Source organism: Streptomyces sp. GQ60 (assembly GCF_059758875.1).
On record NZ_JCAXEG010000004.1, the window covers coordinates 600,734 to 618,041 of the forward strand.

At 71.7% G+C, this 17,308-nt stretch carries 14 protein-coding genes; 5 read left to right on the forward strand and 9 right to left on the reverse strand.

Annotated features, from left to right (window positions below; translation table 11 throughout):
- Positions 1 to 89: 89 nt before the first annotated feature.
- The 3 genes from AC6CKD_RS14205 to AC6CKD_RS14215 form a co-directional block, all read right to left on the reverse strand.
- Complete coding sequence (locus AC6CKD_RS14205; RefSeq protein ID WP_498327544.1) at positions 90 to 1,745, reverse strand: alkaline phosphatase D family protein; 1,656 nt, start codon at positions 1,743 to 1,745, stop codon at positions 90 to 92.
- 156 nt (positions 1,746 to 1,901) lie between these two features.
- Positions 1,902 to 2,570, reverse strand: a complete 669-nt coding sequence (locus tag AC6CKD_RS14210; RefSeq protein WP_498327546.1) for an HNH endonuclease family protein — start codon at positions 2,568 to 2,570, stop codon at positions 1,902 to 1,904.
- 680 nt (positions 2,571 to 3,250) lie between these two features.
- Complete coding sequence (locus AC6CKD_RS14215; protein ID WP_498327547.1) at positions 3,251 to 3,457, reverse strand: hypothetical protein; 207 nt, start codon at positions 3,455 to 3,457, stop codon at positions 3,251 to 3,253.
- 105 nt (positions 3,458 to 3,562) lie between these two features.
- Here AC6CKD_RS14215 and AC6CKD_RS14220 point away from each other — a divergent pair, with 105 nt between their 5' ends.
- The gene (locus AC6CKD_RS14220) at positions 3,563 to 4,015 is read left to right on the forward strand and encodes a VOC family protein (protein WP_498327549.1); all 453 of its coding nucleotides are present in this window, start codon (positions 3,563 to 3,565) and stop codon (positions 4,013 to 4,015) included.
- A 999-nt stretch (positions 4,016 to 5,014) separates the two neighbouring features.
- Here the strand turns inward: AC6CKD_RS14220 and AC6CKD_RS14225 are convergent.
- On the reverse strand, positions 5,015 to 5,695 hold the full coding sequence (locus tag AC6CKD_RS14225; protein WP_498327550.1) for an HAD-IA family hydrolase: 681 nt from the start codon (positions 5,693 to 5,695) through the stop codon (positions 5,015 to 5,017).
- A gap of 132 nt (positions 5,696 to 5,827) precedes the next feature.
- Positions 5,828 to 6,745, reverse strand: a complete 918-nt coding sequence (locus AC6CKD_RS14230) for a peptidoglycan-binding domain-containing protein (RefSeq protein ID WP_498327551.1) — start codon at positions 6,743 to 6,745, stop codon at positions 5,828 to 5,830.
- Between the two features lie 1,007 nt (positions 6,746 to 7,752).
- On the opposite strand from AC6CKD_RS14230, the gene AC6CKD_RS14235 reads away from it, so the two are divergent.
- On the forward strand, positions 7,753 to 9,813 hold the full coding sequence (locus AC6CKD_RS14235; RefSeq protein WP_498327552.1) for an MDR family MFS transporter: 2,061 nt from the start codon (positions 7,753 to 7,755) through the stop codon (positions 9,811 to 9,813).
- Between the two features lie 97 nt (positions 9,814 to 9,910).
- On the opposite strand, the gene AC6CKD_RS14240 is transcribed toward AC6CKD_RS14235, so the two are convergent.
- A complete protein-coding gene (locus AC6CKD_RS14240; RefSeq protein WP_498327596.1) occupies positions 9,911 to 10,342 on the reverse strand; it encodes a GNAT family N-acetyltransferase in 432 nt (143 codons plus the stop codon).
- 297 nt (positions 10,343 to 10,639) lie between these two features.
- Here AC6CKD_RS14240 and AC6CKD_RS14245 point away from each other — a divergent pair, with 297 nt between their 5' ends.
- Positions 10,640 to 11,035, forward strand: a complete 396-nt coding sequence (locus AC6CKD_RS14245) for a nuclear transport factor 2 family protein (RefSeq protein ID WP_498327553.1) — start codon at positions 10,640 to 10,642, stop codon at positions 11,033 to 11,035.
- Positions 11,036 to 11,267: 232 nt separating this feature from the next.
- Here the strand turns inward: AC6CKD_RS14245 and AC6CKD_RS14250 are convergent, their stop codons facing one another.
- The gene (locus AC6CKD_RS14250) at positions 11,268 to 11,597 is read right to left on the reverse strand and encodes an antibiotic biosynthesis monooxygenase family protein (RefSeq protein WP_478691075.1); all 330 of its coding nucleotides are present in this window, start codon (positions 11,595 to 11,597) and stop codon (positions 11,268 to 11,270) included.
- Positions 11,598 to 11,821: 224 nt separating this feature from the next.
- On the opposite strand from AC6CKD_RS14250, the gene AC6CKD_RS14255 reads away from it, so the two are divergent.
- Positions 11,822 to 13,762 (forward strand): bifunctional glycosyltransferase 87/phosphatase PAP2 family protein, encoded by a 1,941-nt coding sequence (locus AC6CKD_RS14255; RefSeq protein WP_498327554.1) that lies wholly within the window; start codon positions 11,822 to 11,824, stop codon positions 13,760 to 13,762.
- A 189-nt stretch (positions 13,763 to 13,951) separates the two neighbouring features.
- On the opposite strand, the gene AC6CKD_RS14260 is transcribed toward AC6CKD_RS14255, so the two are convergent.
- Both AC6CKD_RS14260 and AC6CKD_RS14265 read right to left on the reverse strand, forming a co-directional pair.
- Positions 13,952 to 14,302: a DUF6193 family natural product biosynthesis protein gene (locus AC6CKD_RS14260; RefSeq protein WP_498327555.1), complete on the reverse strand. Its 351-nt coding sequence runs from the start codon at positions 14,300 to 14,302 to the stop codon at positions 13,952 to 13,954.
- 176 nt (positions 14,303 to 14,478) lie between these two features.
- Positions 14,479 to 15,723: a cytochrome P450 gene (locus tag AC6CKD_RS14265; protein ID WP_498327556.1), complete on the reverse strand. Its 1,245-nt coding sequence runs from the start codon at positions 15,721 to 15,723 to the stop codon at positions 14,479 to 14,481.
- Positions 15,724 to 16,005: 282 nt separating this feature from the next.
- Between AC6CKD_RS14265 and AC6CKD_RS14270 the strand changes: the two genes are divergently transcribed.
- The gene (locus AC6CKD_RS14270; protein WP_112452864.1) at positions 16,006 to 17,175 is read left to right on the forward strand and encodes a steroid 3-ketoacyl-CoA thiolase; all 1,170 of its coding nucleotides are present in this window, start codon (positions 16,006 to 16,008) and stop codon (positions 17,173 to 17,175) included.
- Positions 17,176 to 17,308 lie beyond the last annotated feature (133 nt).

Consider the following 17,308-nt stretch of genomic DNA (forward strand, 5'->3'; position numbering starts at 1 on the left):
GCGGCTGACAGCGGAACAGCGTACGCCGGACGTCCACGGACCGGACGCCCGGGGCGCTGCTCCGGTGACTGGTTCGCCGCCGCCGCGCGTCAGCCGGGAGGCGTGAGGTCGCGGTCCAGGACCGTCACCAGCCGGGGGCCCTTGCGGGCCTGGTCCAGGCGCAGCCGTGCGGAGCGGCCCGACAGTGCGAGCGTCATGAGCTGATTGCCGAACCACGGGCCGCCCGTACGCCGCCAGCTCAGCGGGGGACGGCCCGTCCGGCCGTGCCGGGAGAAGCCCCGGCCCAGCCATCGGCCCAGCCGAGACCAGCCCAGCCGGAAGCCCCATTTCACAGCCGTGTGGATGGAGTTGTGGACGGGGGAGCAGGTGAGCTGGAACAGCTGTGCCGTGCTGGGTATTCGGGGTTCGGCCACGTAGGCGTGGTGCACGTCTCCTGAGAGCACGCACACCGTCGCCGGTGCCCGGGGGCCCGTGCCCACCTCCTCGATCAGGTCGCTGAGCATCGCGAACGAGGCGGGGAACGCCGCCCAGTGCTCCAGATCGCTCCGCCGGCGCAGGTTCTCCCCGATCCGGGCCCATCTCGGGCCCCGTTCCCCGCGGCACAGCGCGGCGTTCCACACCTCCGCGTCGTGCACGAGCGGCGGCATCAGCCACGGCAGTGACGAGCCTATGAGGAGGTGGTCGTAACCCCCGTGTCCGGCCAGGGCGTTCTCGCGGAGCCACTGCCGCTCCGCGGGGTCGAGCATGGCCCGCCCGTCCTCGGCGAGCACGCGGGCGGCCCGGGTGTCCACCATCAGCAGACGGGTCCGGCCGAAGTCGCGGCGGTAGCTCCAGCGCACCGTAGCGGGGTCGGCGTCCGCCGAGGTGGCGAAGGACCGTAGGACGTCGGTGCCGTCGGGGGCCGCCCGGACCGCCTCGAACACGGGGTCGGCCGCCAGCTCGGCGGGGGAGAGGTTGCCGAGGTGCTGGTACACCCAGTACGACATCAGGCCGCTGACCACCCGCTCCTGCCACCAGGGGGTGGCGCGCATCTCCGCCAGCCACGCGGCGCTGGTGTTCCAGTCGTCGATGACGTCGTGGTCGTCGAACATGTGCAGGCTCGGGACGGTGGAGAGGAGCCAGCGGATCTCCGGATCGAGCCAGGACTCGTAGTACAGCCGGGTGTACTCCTCGAAGTCCGCGACCTGGGCGCCGGGGGCCTCGCGGAGGTCCCGCCGGGCCGCCAGCCACTGGCGGGTGGAGCGGGAGAGCTGGTCCGCGTACACCTGGTCGCCGAGGAGGAGCAGGACGTCGGGCCGCACCGCCTCCGGGTCGGCGGCCAGATCGGCGGCGAGGGTGTCGAGCGCGTCGGGGCCGTGCGGTCCGCGCCGGCCGGCCGGCGGGGCGGCCTGGCGGCAGGAGCCGAAGGTGAGGCGGAGGCCGGAGGGCGCGGTCGCGGAGCCCCGCCTTGCCGCGGGCGGGGTCGTGATGGTGCTCGCGGGGAACGGGCTCTCGGGCAGAGGCCAGACCAGGAGGCCGTCGAGGAGGACCTCGTAGGCCGTGGTGGAGGCCGGGGTGAGGCCGGTGACGGTGATCAGGGCGTAGTGGTGGCCGGCTATCTGGAAGGTGTGGACGCTGCCGCCGGAGCCGTCGGCGCAGCGCACCTCGGCTGTGCACGGGCGGTCCGCCTCGATCCATACCGTGGCGGAGTCGCCCGCGTCCCAGTCGACGTGGCGCAGCAGCGGTCCCAGGCGCAATGCCCCCATGCAACTCCCCCTCCTTCGTCCGGCGGTGCGGTTCGATCACCGTACGACGGGGAGGGGGTCGTCCACCTCCCCCTGGCGGGGGAAAGATCCTTGGCCAGGGGTGGGGTGGGTGGGGGGTGTGTGGGGGGTGAGGTGCTTCTGGGGTGCGTGTGGGTGTCAGCAGGCGTTGAGGATGTTGACCAGGGCCGTCTTCTCCGTCGAGTCCATGCTCAGTGCCCAGTACTGCTTGACCCCGACCCACATGCGCGCGTAGGTGCAGCGGTAGGCGGTGCGCGGCGGCAGCCACTTGCCGGGGTCGAGGTCGCTCTTCGCCTGGTTGACGTTGTCGGTGACGGCGATGAGCTGGGGGCGGGTGAGGTCGTTGGCGAACTGCTGGCGCTTGGTGGTGGTCCAGGAGTTGGCGCCGGAACGCCAGGCCTCGGCCAGGGCGACGACGTGGTCGATGTCGAGGTCGGAGGCGGCCGTCCAGGTGGCGCCGTCGTACTCGGAGTACCAACTGCCGCTCACGGCCGCGCAGGCGGCGTCCTGGACCACGCCCGAACCATCGCGCTTGAGGACGGTCTCGCGGGTGTTGCAGGTGCCGGAGACGGTGCTCCAGTGGGGGAAGAGGTCGCGGCTGTAACCGCTGGTGGATCCTTCGGTCTTCGGGGTGACGGTCGCGAGGTAGGAGCGGGCGGCCGCGGCGCTGATCGGGGTGGGAGGCGCGGCGGCGGCGGTGGGGGCGGTGAGGAGGGTGGTCAGGGAGGCCGCCGCGAGTATGGAGGCGAGCATGCCGAGTCGACGCGCGTAGACGGAGCGCGTGGAGGGCTTGGGCGTGGAGGACATGAGGGGCTCCTGGGTGGGGGCAGGGGGTGGGAGTGGTTGGGGCGGGTGCGCTGTGGGGCGTGGCCATGCTGGCCGCGCCGGGTTTCTTGGGGATGGGCGCGAGATGACAGTCTGAAGGCATGACCATGTCACGTCGAGGTTGGTGACGGGCCTTGGGGTGGGGGGAGTTGGGATTAGGGGCCGGGTTGGGCGGGAGTGGGGCGAATGTCCTGCCCGGCGCCCCAGCGCCCCGGCGCCCCAGCGCCCCGGCGCCCCATCCCCCATCCCCCGGCGCCCCGGGCCCCGGCCCCCGGCCCTCGGCCCTCGGCCTCCGGCCTCCGGCCTCCGGCCTCCGGCCTCCGGCCTCCGGCCTCCGGCCTCCGGCCTCCGGCCCCCGGAGGCCGGGGTCGGAGTCGAGGTCAGGTCGGAGCTAGGGCCAGGGGAACGGGGCTTGAGTTGGGGCTGAGGCCTGAGGCCTGAGGGCCGAGGCCGGGGTCCGAGTGCGAGGCCGAGTCGGAGTTTTGGTGTCGGTCGCGGTCCTCGTGCCGGTCCTATTTCGGTGGTCGGTCCCGTTTCTCCTGTCGGGCCGGGTTCGAGTCCCGGGCCCGGTCTGGTGGCTGTGGCGGTGATGGGGACTGCGGCGGCGGGCATGGCAACGGCGCCGCGCCCGGGCTTTCCGGGAGCGGCGCCGTGATCTCGGATCAGAGTCCGGTGGTGAAGGGGTTGTTGTGGACCGCGTTGGAGCTGTAGGCGGTCCGGTCCTTGCGCAACTGCTCGGTGCGCTCCAGCTCGATCAGGAGTCCGTCCGCCTGCTCCGGGCGGTGGTGCCTTTCCCGGCGCATCACTTTGACGACGGCGTACAGCCCCGCAGTGCCCATCAGGGTAAAGAGAACGATCAGTTCGGTCATGGCTTTTCCCCCGGGGTCGCGTTGTTGACCTGCGCATTCCGGTGATCCGGTGCGCCACGGTCGACCGTACCTCCCGGTGTCAGACCTGGCTGCGAGGGTGGGGGCATGGAGACGACGTTGCAACTGACCATCGACTGTGCCGATCCGCGGGTGATGGTGACCTTCTGGACCGAAGCGCTGGGGTATGTGCCGGAGCCGGCGCCGGACGGGCATGCGACCTGGCGCGCGTACTGGGTGGGTATGGGGGTGCCCGAGGGGGAGCTGTCCGATGGGGTGGGGGAGGTGGCGGAGTCGATCGTCGATCCGACCGGTCGGGGGCCTCGGGTGTGGTTCCAGCAGGTTCCCGAGCCCAAGGCCGGCAAGAACCGGGTGCACCTGGATCTCAAGGTCAGCGGTGGGCGCGGTGTTCCGATGGAACTCCGGACCCAGCGGGTCGACGACACGGTGGAGCGGCTCACTGTGGCGGGGGCGGTCGTGCTGCGCGTGCTGGACGACTTGGAGACGCACTACGGGGTGGTGATGCAGGACCCGGAGGGGAACGAGTTTTGCGTCGCCTGAGCGAGGTGAGGTGGGGTGGCCGGGTCGGTGCGCCGCTGGGGGCTTGGCCTGTGGGTTTCGGCCGGGTGGGCCCCGCAGGGCGGGTGGGTATGGCCTGCCGGCCGTGTCCGGGCTGCCTGTTGGACAAGCTCTGCCCGCAAGCACTCGCGGCCGGCTTCGCCGCGGGACGTCCCTCGTCGATGAGGGAGCCACAGCACGATCTCTCGATACAGGGGTCGTCGACTGAGGAGCCACGCCCTGAAACGCCACTTCCGTAGCGCCGGATACGTTGCACGCCCGGGACAGGTGGAGGAGCAGCGGCCGGGGTGCGCGACCCTCTCGCGGCACTCATCGCGGTGATGCCGCCAGGTGACTGCGCCGATGAGCAGGTGGACGTGGACCGGGATGCGATGCGACGCGGCGGGCTTGGGGGTCGCCTTCCCCTCCGACCGCGTCGCCTTCATGGGCATCTACGGAGCTGGAGGCGCCGATAACGCATTCGGCGTCCTCACTCCCGAAGCGGCCATGGAGCCGCCGACCAGTGGACGGGAACTCGGGTGCGTGCCGGGCGAGACTGCCACCCTGCGGCGAACGTGGGCGGGCGAAGGGGGCCCGGACGGCGCTGAGGCCGGACCTGACGCGTCGTTGCACGGGGCGTGAGCTGCGGAGCCGACGTCCTGGGTTGGCTAACCGTCGGCGACGATCCCGACGGGTGGCCGGTCATCGTCTGGGAGCGGCACGGCCGACCCCATTGGAAGGTCTACGACTTCGGAACGGCTGAGTTCCGGTGCCCACTCAGCGAAGCCCCGCCAAGGGGCGGGTCCTTCCCGCGCTTCCTCCGCTGGCGCGAGGAGCAACGACGCTGGGACTCCGGCACGGATCCCTACACGGGCGGACAGGTCAACTCGACCCGTACTTCGGTGTGCAGTTCGGCTGCATGGCGTCCCGGCGCCTCGGCGGCGACCGCGACGCCTCGCCGGCACGCTCGGATCCGGTGGCCGCCTGGATCCGACGGGCGGGTCAGGCCGTCTGGAGGGTGAGGGTGATGGCGCCGTCGGGCGAGGTGGTGATGGCGACGGCGGTCAGGTCGGGGACGTGGACGGTGGGGCCGTGGGCGGCGGCGCGGGGGCCGATGCCGATGACGCGCATGCCTGCGGCCAGGCCCGCGGCGATGCCGGCGGCGGAGTCCTCGAAGACGATGCAGTCGGCCGGGTCCACGCCGAGGGCGGCGGCGCCCATCAGGAAGCCCTCGGGGTCGGGCTTGCTGGCCTGTACGGACTCGGCCGTGATCCGGACCTCGGGCATCGGCAGGGCGGCGGCCGCCATCCTGGCCGTGGCCAGGGCCGCGTCGGCGGAGGTGACCAGCGCGTGCGGGAGGGCGCCGAGGGCTGCCATGAAGGCGGGGGCGCCGCCGATCGGGACCACGCCCTCGGTGTCGGCGGTCTCGCGGGCGAGCATCACCGCGTTCTCGGCGAGGTTCTCCTCCATCGGGCGGTCCGGGAGGAGGATCGCCATCGTGGCGTAGCCCTGGCGGCCGTGGACCACCTTGAGGGACTCCTCCGGATCCAGGCCGTGGGCGACGGCCCAGTCGTGCCAGCAGCGCTCGACCACCGCGTCCGAGTTGACGAGGGTGCCGTCCATGTCCAGGAGCAGGGCCTTGGCGGTCAGGACGGCGGGGGCGGTGGTGGTGCTGGCCGGCATCGGAGGGGCTCCAGACGGGACGGGAAAGAGAACAAGTGGTTCCGTCCACCGGTCAGGGAGTGAGGACGGAACCACTTTGTTCCTGAACAATACAAAACGAGGAGGGGTGCCCGCCACTCGATGCGGTGTGTTCTATCCCTCCAAGGCGCGACGGGTCGCCGGACCATAGACGCCCCACGGGTCCTCGTCGATGTCGTTGTACGCCTGGAACGTCGAGACCGCCGCTTCCGTACGGGCGCCGTATCGGCCGTCGTACTTACCGCGGTAGATGCCCTGCGCTGCCAGCAGGCGCTGGAGCTTCTCCACCTCGGGGCCCGAGTCCCCGTACCGGAGGGTCACCGCTGTCGCGGGGGGCCGCGAGGTCGGCGCGGCGGAACGGCTCGAGGTGGCGGACGGGGCGGCCGAGGGGGGCGACGAACGGCTCGGGGTGGGGGACGGCGAGGGGGACGGGGAGGGGGACGCGGACCGGGAAGGGCTGGGGGAGGGCGAGGGGGGCGGGCTGCTGCTTCGCGCGGTCTGTGACGGCGTGACCTCGACCTGGGTGAGGCTGGTCAAGGGGGAGGGCTTCGCGTCGAGGAGGGTGGTCTCCGGCGTGTCGGAGCCGGAGAAGGCGCTCAGGACGAGGACGGCCGCGCCTATCACCGCGACGGCGGCCGCGGTGACGGGGAGCGTGCGTATGCGGCGCCGCGGGGGTTCGGGTGAGTGCGTCCCGTCGGACTCGTACGGGCCGGCCATGCCGTGTGCCCCGTGTGCCCCGTATGCCAGGCCGGCCTGGTGCGCCGTGTGGGCCTCGTGTGATTCGTACGGGTCGTGTGCTCCGGGCGTCGCGTACGGCTCGTACGCCGGGACGGCGGGGAGCTGCATCGTTTCTTCGGCCATGGACGCTACGGGTGTCCCGTACGCGGGAGTCTCGGCCTCGGGGGCCGACGGCGCGGTGCCGGGGTGGCCGGAGAGGGCTGCCGAGGTGGCATCCGCCGGGCCGGGGCGCGGTGGATAGCCGCCCGCCGGGATGGGGTGCGACGACGTGGTGCCCGCCCGGTCGGCGTGCACCGTGGCGGTGTCCGCCGAGACGGGGTGCGCGGCGGCACCCGCGGGGCCGGGCTGCTGTGGGGTGGGGCGGGGCGTGTTCGCCGGGCCTGGGTGTGCAGCGGCACCCGCCGGGCCGGGCTGCGGTGGGGGGGTGTGGGGCGGGTTCGCTAGGCCGGGATGGGGTGTGAAGGACGCTGGGCCGGTGTGGGGCGGGGCGGGGACCCCGGGGACGGTGTGGGGCGGGAAGTTGCCCCCCGGGTCGGTGTGGGGTGTGAAGGACGCCGGGCCAGTGTGGGGCGCGACGAGGCCCCCCGGCCCGGCGTGGGGCCGGAGGTCGCCCCCCGGGGCGGCGTGGGGCGGGAAGTAGTCCCCCGGGCCGGTGGTGTGGGGCCGGAGGTCGCCCCCCGGGCCGGCGTGCGGCGGGAGGTCGCTCCCCGGGCCCGTGTGGGGCCGGAGGTCGCCCCCCGGGCCCGTGTGGGGCCGGAGGTCGCCCCCCGGGCCGGCGTGCGGCGGGAGGTTGCTCCCCGGGCCCGTGTGGGGCCGGAGGTCGCCCCCCGGGTCGGTGTGGGGTGTGAAGGATGCCGGGCCAGTGTGGGGCGGGAAGTCGTCCCCCGGGCTGGCGTGGGGCGGGAAGGGGGACGCCTGGTTGGGGTGTGCCGGAGTGGCCGCCCAGTTGAGGTCTGGTGTGTGGGGTCTGCCTGCGTGTGGTGGTGTCGGGTCCGGGTGGGGCGGAGTGGGGTCCGGCCCGCCCGGGGGCTGGGTTGTGCGGCCCGGGTGTGCCGGGGGTGGGGTCGGGTTGGGGCGGGATACGTAAGGGCGGACGCGCAAGGGTTGGAAGCCTGGTGCGCAGTCGCAGGCTCCTCCCGTCGTGCCGCATTCTGGACAGTGCTCAGTGCTCACTCGAATCCCTCCCCTGGCCGCTGCCTGCGATTATGCAGACCCCCGGTAACCCGCCCAACCCGTCCGACAGGCCATAACCGGACACACCGCTCAGGATGGAGGAGTCGATCAGGCCTGAGGAGGAGCCGATGGTGCAGGACGTGACCACGGAGCCCGACCCGCGGAAGCGGAAGTCCGGCCCCAGCGCCGAACACGCCTCTCGTGAGGTGCTCGTCTCCATCGGCGCGCTGCTGCTGGGGCTTCTCATCTCTTCGCTCGACCAGACCATCGTGTCGACGGCCCTGCCGACCATCGTCAGCGATCTCGGCGGGATGTCCCACCTGTCGTGGGTGGTCACGGCCTACATGCTCGCCTCGACGGCCGCCACACCGCTGTGGGGCAAGCTCGGGGACCAATACGGGCGCAAGAAGCTGTTCCAGGCCGCCATCGTGATCTTCCTGATCGGGTCCGCCCTGTGCGGCCTGGCGCAGAACATGCCGCAGCTCATCGGCTTCCGCGCGCTGCAGGGACTGGGCGGCGGCGGGCTGATGGTGCTGTCGATGGCGATCGTCGGAGACATCGTCCCGCCGCGCGAACGCGGCAAGTACCAGGGGCTCTTCGGCGCGGTCTTCGGAGCCACCAGCGTGCTGGGTCCGCTGCTGGGCGGACTGTTCGTGGACCACCTGTCGTGGCGCTGGGTCTTCTACATCAACCTCCCCATCGGTCTCGTCGCCCTCGTCGTCATCGCCGCAGCCCTGCGCATCCCGGTGCACACCGAAAAGCACACCATCGACTACCTCGGCACCTTCCTCATCGCCTCCGTCGCGACCTGCTTGGTGCTCGTCGCCTCCCTCGGGGGCACCTGGGGCTGGAGCTCCCCGGAGATCATCGGGCTCGCGGTACTCGGCCTGGTCCTGCTGGTCGCCTTCGTCATCGTCGAGCGGCGGGCCGTGGAACCGGTGCTGCCGCTCAAGCTGTTCCGGATCCGGACCTTCACCCTCTGCTCGCTGATCAGCTTCATCGTCGGCTTCGCGATGTTCGGCGCCATGGTCTACCTGCCGACCTTCCTGCAGGTGGTCCAAGGCGTCTCCCCGACCATGTCGGGCGTCCACATGCTGCCGATGGTGCTCGGACTGCTGATCACCTCCACCGTGTCCGGCCAGATCGTCAGCCGCACCGGGCGCTGGAAGGTCTTCCCGATCGCGGGCACGGCCCTGACCGCCCTCGGGCTGCTGCTCCTGCACCAGCTGGAGCGGACCAGCTCCACCTGGGAGATGAGCGTCTACTTCTTCGTCTTCGGCGCCGGCCTCGGACTGGTCATGCAGGTGCTCGTCCTCGTGGTGCAGAACTCGGTCGGCTACGCAGACCTCGGCGTAGCCACCTCCGGTGCCACCTTCTTCCGCTCCATCGGCGCCTCCTTCGGCGTCGCCATCTTCGGCACGATCTTCACCAACCGGCTCGACGACAAGCTGGCCGGGGCGCTCAGGGGGATCCCTCTGCCGCCGGGTGTGGACGTGAGCAAGGTGGAGGCCGATCCGCGCGCCATCGGCGCCCTCCCCGCCGAGCTGCGCCCCCGCGTGCTCGACGCCTACGCCACCTCCATCACCGACGTCTTCCTCTACGCGGTGCCCGTGGTGCTGGTGGCCTTCGTCGTGGCCTGGTTCCTCAAGGAGGACAAGCTGCGCGGTTCGGTGACGGCGCCCGATGTCACCGAGACCCTCGCCTCCAATCCCGTCCAGCGCTCATCCCGCGAGGAGGTGGCCCGCGCCCTGTCGGTGCTCGGGACCCTTCAGGGGCGCAAGCACATCTACGAGAAGATCACCGCGAAGGCCGGTTACGACCTGCTGCCCGCCGCCAGCTGGATGCTGCTGCGCATCAACAAGTACGGCACCGTCGATCCGGCGGTGCTGGCCGAGAAGACCAGCGTGCCGCTGAGGGCCATCACGGACGCCAGCCGCCAGATCGAGGAACGCGGGCTGGCCGTCCGCGACGGTCTGCCGCTGGTCCTGACGGAGAAGGGGCGCGCGAGCGCGCTGAAGCTGTCGGCCGCACGCGAGGAATCACTCGCCGAACTGCTCGGCGACTGGTGGGGCCCTGACCGGCCGACCGACCTGTCCGAGCTGGTCGCGGAGATCAACTCGGAGCTCTGTGGTTCCGATTCCGAGGAGCCCTACGAGACCCTGCCCCGCCGGGACCACTCCGCCCGGTGAACCACTGCGCCCGGTGAACCACTCCGCCGGGTGGCGGGTCCGGGGTACCGCGCCCCGTGCCCGCCCCGCCCGGAGTCCCCGACGGCCGCCCGGCCGGTCAGACCAGGCGCTTCTCGAACCAGTGCTCGGCGTAGGGGCCGGAGCTGTACGCGGGTATCTCCGCGTACCCGTGGCGCGCGTACAACGCGCGGGCCTCCACCAGGTCGGACCGGGTGTCCAGCCGGACCCGCTCGGCGCCCAGTGCCCGGCCCGCGTCCTCCAGGACCCGGAGCAGGGCCGCCCCGCCGCCCGTGCCGCGGGCGCGCGGGTCCACGTACACCCGAGTGAGCTCGGCCGTGACGGGGTCCAGGAGGCGTATCCCCCCGCACGCGAGGGGCCGGCCGTCGAGCCTGCCGACCACGAACCGGCCCGTCGGCTCCGTGAGCTCGTCGTCCGGGAAGTCCAGCAGGCCCTGGTCGATCTCGGCCTCGGTGACGGACCGCCGCCAGTACCGGCCTGCGACCTCCGCGTAGTAGGCGCGGCGCAGCAGTGTGGCGTCCGGGGTGGTGAACGGCTCGGCGGCAACCTGCCAGGCTCCGGGTCCGGGTCCGGGTCCCGGTCGGGATCCGGCTCCGGCAGGGGCAGGGGCAGGAACGGCGGTCGCGTGGGTGGGCGATGCCGTAGTCGTGGTCGTCTGCGGGGTCGCAGGCGTGGTCGTGGTGAGCGTCTCTCTGCTGGTCATGACGTCATTGTGGAGCGGCGCCCCGCAGTCCGCGTTGGAATATCCACAGGACCGGGCCGATGATAGGAAAAAGGGCAAACCGTACGCACGAAGGGCGTGACCGTCATGTCGGAGCATCCAGACTGTGCCCTGATCCGCCGCGGCTACGAGGCTTTCGGCCGGGGCGACATGGAGAAGCTGAGCACGATGATGACGGCCGACGTCATCCAGCACATGCCCGGCAGTGGCCCCCTCTCGGGACACCACAAGGGGCGGGAAGCCGTCTTCGACCTCTACCGCCGGCTCGGCGAGGAGACGAACGGAACATTCACCGTGCATCTGGATAAATTGCTCGCCGACGGCCGCGGCCACGTCATGAGTTTCCACACAACCCGCGCCGACCGCGGTGACCGCGGGATCGAGATCCACGAAGGGATCTTCTTCACGATCGTCGCCGGAAAGATCAGCGACCTCGACGTCTGCACCGAGGACATCGAGGAGAGCGACGCCTTCTGGGCCTGACCCGCCTGACCCGCCTGACCCGCCTGACGCGTATGACGCGCCTGACAGGTCTGACGAATCTGACGAATCTGACGATCTCGCGGTCCTGACGGATCTCACGGATCTGACGAACCTGACGGGCCTGCGCTCTGACGGGCCCGAGCTCCGACGGGCCTGCGCCCCGACCCGCCTGACGGGGAGCCAGAGGAAACCGAGAAGGGCCCGGAGCCGTGGCTCCGGGCCCTTCCGACGCTCAGCCCTGCTTCGGCGCCGCCTGCTGCACGACCTCGAACGACCACACCGACGAGCCCGTGGCGGCGGGCTTCGGCCGCTCCGCACCCGCCGGACCGCCGCCCTGGTGGGCCGCCTTCATGGGGCCGTCCATCCACGCCTGGAAGTCCTCCTCGGAACGCCACCGCGTGTACACGAGATACTGGTCCGTGCCCTCGACGGGCCGCAGCAGCTCGAACCATTCGAAGCCGTCCGAGCTCTCCACGGAGCCCGCACGGGAGGCGAACCGCTGCTCCAGAACCTCCCGCTGTTCGTCGGGGACGGTGAGGGCGTTGATCTTCACGATGCTCATGCCCGCCATCCTAGGTATCGCGCGGGGGATATCGTCGTCCGGGTAAATGAAGCACGCGGTATGAAACGCGGTACGAAACGCGGCAGCCAGGCGAAGTCAGGGTTGCGGTCAACAGGGCGGGAGGCCGGCGAGGCGTGGCTAACGCGGCGGAGCACAGTGGTGCGAACGGACATGCCGGGGTCATAGGCGGTAGCGGTGGCGGCAGGCTCGAGGCGGCGCGCCTCATGCTGTGGGCGCTGGCCTTGCTGCTCGCCGTCAGGCAGGCCGCGGTCGTGCTGCGCGTGCCACCGGGCGAGTGGCTCAGCGGATTCCACCTGCCGGGCAGCCTGCCGGGCTCCCTCTACACGAGCGGCCAGTTCACCGGGACCCCCTTCGCGGGGCTGGTACTCAAGCCGCTCCTCGGCCTCGCCGCGCCCTCCCTGGAGGTGGCCTGGACCTGCGTGACCCTGCTGCTCGTCGCCGGTATCGGGCTGGTCGCCGCGCGCGCCCTGCCCGACCCCGTGCCACGGCGCACCGCGCTGCTCGCCGCGCCCGTGCTGGTCGGGCTGATGATGGTCTCGCTGCCCGTCCGCGAGGCCGCCCTGCCCGGGCAGACCGCCGTACTGCCCGTGCTGTTGGTGCTCCTCGCCGTGTTCCGGGTTCCGAGCGAGCGCTCCTCCGGGTTCCTGATCGGCCTGGCCGCGGCCCTCCAGCCCGCGCTGCTGCTCTTCGCGCCGCTGTTGTGGCTGACGGGACGCAGGGTCACCGCGCGCTCCGCCGCCGCGACCTTCGCCGGCGCCTCCACCCTGTCCTGGGCGGCCCTGCCCAGCGACTCGTGGACGTACTGGGTCCAGCACCTGGCCGGCACCGGGCTCGGCGGCGCACCCGGCAGCATCGCCAACCAGTCCGTGCACGGCGCCCTGCTGCGCCTGGGCCTCTCCGGCCCCGGCGAGGTCCTGCTCTACGTCGCCCTCGCGGCCCCGATCGTCTGGATCGGCCTGCGCCGCGCCGTCCGCTACGCCCGTGACGGCCAGCTGCTGCTCGCCGTCGCGATCACCGGCTGTGTGGCCGTCGCCGTGTCCCCGACCGGCTGGCGCCACCAGCTGCTGTGGGTGCTGCTCGCGGTCGCCGGCAAGGTCGGCAAGCGGGCCGCGGACCGGCCGGTGTGGCCGGTGGCCGTGGTCCTCGCCATGACCCTGCCGAGCGACGTGCTGCTGCCCAACCTGGTCGCGCTGGCCCCCGTACGGGACAACGTGCTGCTCCTCGCGGCCCTCGCGGCGGCCTGCGCCGTGCCGTTCCTCCCGCGCTCCTCCCCGTACTGGCGCGAGCCGGTGCCGACCGCCTACGGGCGGCCGGCGCCCGCGCGCTGGGCGCGGGTGCCGCTGCTGCCGTTCTGGCGGCGCGTGCTGTCGCGTCCGAACCTGCTGCTGGAACTGCTCCTGATACGGGTCGGGTACTCGCTCTACTCGCACATCCGGGCCGCCGCGCCCACCAGCCGCACCCTCGCGGAGGGCAACGGCAGCCAGATCCACGGGATCGAGAAGGCGCTCGGCATCGACATCGAGCTCGCCGTGAACCACGCCGTCGTGAACGCGCCCTGGCTGGAGGCGTTCTTCAACTTCTACTACACCTCCTTCCACTTCGTGGTCCCGTTGGCGATCCTGGCGGTCCTGTACTGGCGCCGTCCCAAGGACTACCGCTGGGCGCGCGCCTCCCTGGGCCTGGCGACCGTGCTGGCGCTCATAGGGTTCTGGCTCTACCCGCTGGCGCCGCCGAGGCTCATGCCGGGGATGGGCTACGTCGACACCGTGCACGGGGTGCAGGACCTGGCCAACCCGAGCTACGGGGCGATGACGGCGATCTCCAACCAGTACGCGGCGATGCCCTCGCTGCACTTCGGCTGGTCGCTGTGGTGCGGGATCGTGGTCGTCATGATCGCGCCGAAGGGCTGGCAGAAGCTGCTGGGTGCGCTGCACCCGACGATCACGGTGTGCGCGATCGTCGCGACCGCCAACCACTGGGTGCTCGACGCGGTCGGCGGAGCGCTCGTCGTCGGTGCCGGTTTCGGGCTCGTCTACGTGCTCTCCGGCCCCCGGGGCGATGCGCGGCCGGCCGGGCTCGCCGTACCGCGGCCCCGGCGGCCCGAGCGGGTCGGAGCGGGGTCCGCGGAGCGGACGAGGGCCTGAGGGCCTGAGGGCCGTGCGACGACGAAGGGGTGCCGGGGCGGTGTAACAGCCCGCCCCGGCACCCCTTCGCGATGGATCGCCGCGTTCTGCCAGGATCCGCCCGCGGGGCGGCTTCCGCCACTCGGGGCGGGGGGAAGGGGGGCAGCGCAGCCCCAAGGGGCCGGACCCGGCGGCGGGGTTTCGGGGAGGCTATTCGGTCGGCAGGTGGGCCAGTACGAGGGCGATCGCCGCTCGGGCCGTGTCCGCTTCGCCGAGGACGGTCGTCTGGCGGGGGCCGCGGACGCGGAAGCGGCCGTCCGGCAGGGGTTCCACGGCCGGTGCGGTCACGGCGAAGGGGTGTCCGGCGGAGGCGCTGAACCACAGGGTGAAGTGGCTGGTGTACGGGTACAGCCGGCGCAGTTCCGGCTCCTCGCGGGCGGCCTCGATGAGGGCCAGCACCCCCTGGCTCATGGCCTCGGAACCGTCGCCGAGATCGACCATCCGCTGCCACGTCGTGGGCAGTCGCTGCCACCGTCTCGCGCTGGGGTCCTCAAGGTTCATCCGGGCAGTCTGGGTCCGGCCCGCCGCCAAGGCAATGATCCCGAAGGCGGCGAGACGATAACGACCTGCGGGTAACAACCGAGGGACGGCAGGGGCCGGGCGTGGGAGGTGGGGCCCCTGCCGTCCTGGATCACGGGTCAGTCGTAGCTGACAGCCGTGGCTGTCGGTCGTAGCTGTCAGCCGTGGCTGACCCGCAGTTCCTTGATGCCGTTCAGCCAGGCCGCGCGCAGCCGGCGCGGGCCCTCACCGACGAGGCGCAGGTCGGGCAGGGCGTCGGCCAGGGCGTTGAACATCAGGTCGATCTCCATGATCGCCAGCGACTTGCCGAGGCAGAAGTGCGGGCCGCCGCCGCCGAAGCCCAGGTGCGGGTTCGGGTCGCGGGTGATGTCGAAGACGTCGGGGTTCTCGAAGACCTCGGGGTCGTGGTTGGCCGAGGAGTAGAACATGCCGACGCGGTCGCCCGCCTTGATCTTCTGGCCGCCCAGCTCGGTGTCCTGGGTGGCGGTGCGCTGGAAGGACACCACGGGGGTGGCCCAGCGGACGATCTCCTCGGCCGCCGTCGAGGGCCGGGTCGCCTTGTACAGCTCCCACTGCTCGGGGTGGGTCAGGAAGGCGTGCATCCCGTGGCTGATGGCGTTGCGCGTGGTCTCGTTGCCCGCCACCGCCAGGAGGAGGACGAAGAAGCCGAACTCGTCGGAGCCCAGGTTGCCCTGTCCCTCGGCCGCCACGAGCTGCGTGACGATGTCCTTGGCCGGACACTCCTTGCGCTCCGCCGCGAGGTTCATCGAGTAGCCGATGATCTCCGCCGCGGCGTTGCCGCCGACCTCGGCGGTGATCGCGTACTCCGGGTCGTCGTACGCGATCATCTTGTTCGACCAGTCGAAGATCCGGGACCGGTCCTCCTGCGGTACGCCGATCAGCTCGGCGATGGCCTGCAGGGGGAGCTCGCACGCCACTTGGGTGACGAAGTCGAAGCTGCCGTCGGCCGAGGCTTCGAGGGCCTCCGCGACGATCTTGCGGGCCCGGTCGCGCAGGGCGTCCTCCAGCCCGCGGATGGCCCGCGGGGTGAAGCCGCGCTGCACGATCTGGCGTACGCGGGTGTGTTCCGGCGGATCCATGTTCAACATGATCAGTCGCTGGGCATCTATCGCATCGCGCTGGATGTGCTCGTTGAAGCGGATGATCGCCGTGTTCGTGGTGGAGGAGAACAGCTCCGGGTGCGTGGAGATGTACTTGACGTCCGCGTGCCGGGTGACGGCCCAGTAACCCTCGTCGTCGAAGCCGGTGACGCCCCGCGGCTGCGGGCACCACCACACGGGTGCGGTCTGCCGCAACTGCGCGAACTCGGGGTAGGGAACCCGGTCTTGGAGAACGTCCGGGTCGGTGGCGTCGAAGCCTTCGGGCAGTGCGGGGCAGGTCATCGGGCGGCTCCAAAGTCTGACGGCCCATCAGAAGTTGGCTTGAAGGTAGTAACGAGTTCTAGAAGTGACAAGGGGCCCCGCGCCAACTGTTGCGTGTGGAATCCGTGTAAGCCGCGTGCAAGACCCTTGCGTAGCGGGTGTTCTGGTCATAAGACTGCGGGGAGAACTAGAACGCGTACTAGTTCGGGTGGGGCGCCGGGACGGCCCGCCCGTCAGCTGAGGCGCGCTAGCCGATGCGCGCTGCGCGCTGTGCGCTACGCAGGAGCAGGAGAGGACGAGCTCATGGCCGCGGAACCCGTCATCGTCGAAGCCGTACGCACCCCCATCGGCAAGCGCGGGGGCGCGCTCGCCAATCTTCACCCCGCCTACCTCCTCGGCGAGACCTACCGCGAGCTCCTCGCCCGCACCGGCATCCAGCCCGACTGCGTGGAGCAGATCGTCGGCGGCACCGTCACGCACGCCGGCGAGCAGTCGATGAACCCGGCCCGCAACGCCTGGCTGGCCATGGGCCTCCCGTACGAGACCGCCGCGACCACCGTGGACTGTCAGTGCGGCAGCTCCCAGCAGGCCAACCACATGGTCGCCAACATGATCTCCGGCGGTGTCATGGACATCGGCATCGCCTGCGGGGTCGAGGCCATGAGCCGGGTACCGCTCGGTTCCGGATCCAAGCACGGACCCGGCAAACCCTTCCCGGACGAGTGGAACGTCGACCTCCCCAACCAGTTCGAGGCCGCCGAGCGCATCGCCCGCCACCGGGGCCTGACCCGCGAGGACGTGGACACGCTCGGCGTCCTGTCCCAGCAGCGGGCCGCCGCCGCGTGGGCGGAGGAGCGGTTCAAGCGCGAGACCTTCGCCGTGCAGGTGCCCACGACGGAGGCCGAGCAGGCCGCCGGCCAGGGCATGTGGCGGCTCGTCGACCGGGACGAGGGCCTGCGCGACACCTCCATGGAGGCGCTCGCCCGGCTCAAGCCGGTCATGCCGACCGCCGTGCACACCGCCGGCAACTCCTCGCAGATCTCCGACGGCGCCGCCGCCGTGATGTGGGCCTCGCGCAAGATGGCCCGCGCGCTCAAACTGCGGCCGCGCGCCCGGATCGTCGCCCAGACGCTGGTCGGCTCCGACCCGCACTTCCACCTGGACGGGCCGATCGACGCCACACGGGCGGTGCTGGGCAAGGCCGGCATGTCCCTCAAGGACATCGACCTCGTCGAGATCAACGAGGCCTTCGCCTCCGTCGTCCTCAGCTGGGCCCAGGTCTTCGACCAGGACCTGGAGAAGGTCAACGTCAACGGCGGCGGCATCGCGCTCGGCCACCCCGTCGGCGCGACGGGGGCCCGCCTGATCACCACCGCGCTCCACGAGCTGGAGCGCCGGGACAAGGAGTTCGCGCTGATCACCATGTGTGCGGGTGGCGCGCTGGCGACGGGCACCATCATCCAGCGGCTGTAGCCGCTCACCGACCCTGTGGGATGGGATCGCGAAGGCCCCGGTGGCCGGACCTGGGGAGGTCGGCCGCCGGGGCCTTCGCATGCGCTGCTCCGGTGCTGCTTGGGTACTGCTTCGGCGCTGCTTCGTCTGCTCG

Excerpts from the sequence above, each read along its gene's own strand:
- AC6CKD_RS14205 (WP_498327544.1), bottom strand. The coding sequence starts at position 1,745 with ATGGGGGCATTGCGCCTGGGACCGCTGCTGCGCCACGTCGACTGGGAC.
- AC6CKD_RS14210 (WP_498327546.1), bottom strand. The coding sequence starts at position 2,570 with ATGTCCTCCACGCCCAAGCCCTCCACGCGCTCCGTCTACGCGCGTCGA.
- AC6CKD_RS14215 (WP_498327547.1), bottom strand. The coding sequence starts at position 3,457 with ATGACCGAACTGATCGTTCTCTTTACCCTGATGGGCACTGCGGGGCTG.
- AC6CKD_RS14220 (WP_498327549.1), top strand. The coding sequence starts at position 3,563 with ATGGAGACGACGTTGCAACTGACCATCGACTGTGCCGATCCGCGGGTG.
- AC6CKD_RS14225 (WP_498327550.1), bottom strand. The coding sequence starts at position 5,695 with ATGCCGGCCAGCACCACCACCGCCCCCGCCGTCCTGACCGCCAAGGCC.
- AC6CKD_RS14235 (WP_498327552.1), top strand. The coding sequence starts at position 7,753 with ATGGTGCAGGACGTGACCACGGAGCCCGACCCGCGGAAGCGGAAGTCC.
- AC6CKD_RS14245 (WP_498327553.1), top strand. The coding sequence starts at position 10,640 with ATGTCGGAGCATCCAGACTGTGCCCTGATCCGCCGCGGCTACGAGGCT.
- AC6CKD_RS14250 (WP_478691075.1), bottom strand. The coding sequence starts at position 11,597 with ATGAGCATCGTGAAGATCAACGCCCTCACCGTCCCCGACGAACAGCGG.
- AC6CKD_RS14255 (WP_498327554.1), top strand. The coding sequence starts at position 11,822 with ATGCTGTGGGCGCTGGCCTTGCTGCTCGCCGTCAGGCAGGCCGCGGTC.
- AC6CKD_RS14260 (WP_498327555.1), bottom strand. The coding sequence starts at position 14,302 with ATGAACCTTGAGGACCCCAGCGCGAGACGGTGGCAGCGACTGCCCACG.
- AC6CKD_RS14265 (WP_498327556.1), bottom strand. The coding sequence starts at position 15,723 with ATGACCTGCCCCGCACTGCCCGAAGGCTTCGACGCCACCGACCCGGAC.
- AC6CKD_RS14270 (WP_112452864.1), top strand. The coding sequence starts at position 16,006 with ATGGCCGCGGAACCCGTCATCGTCGAAGCCGTACGCACCCCCATCGGC.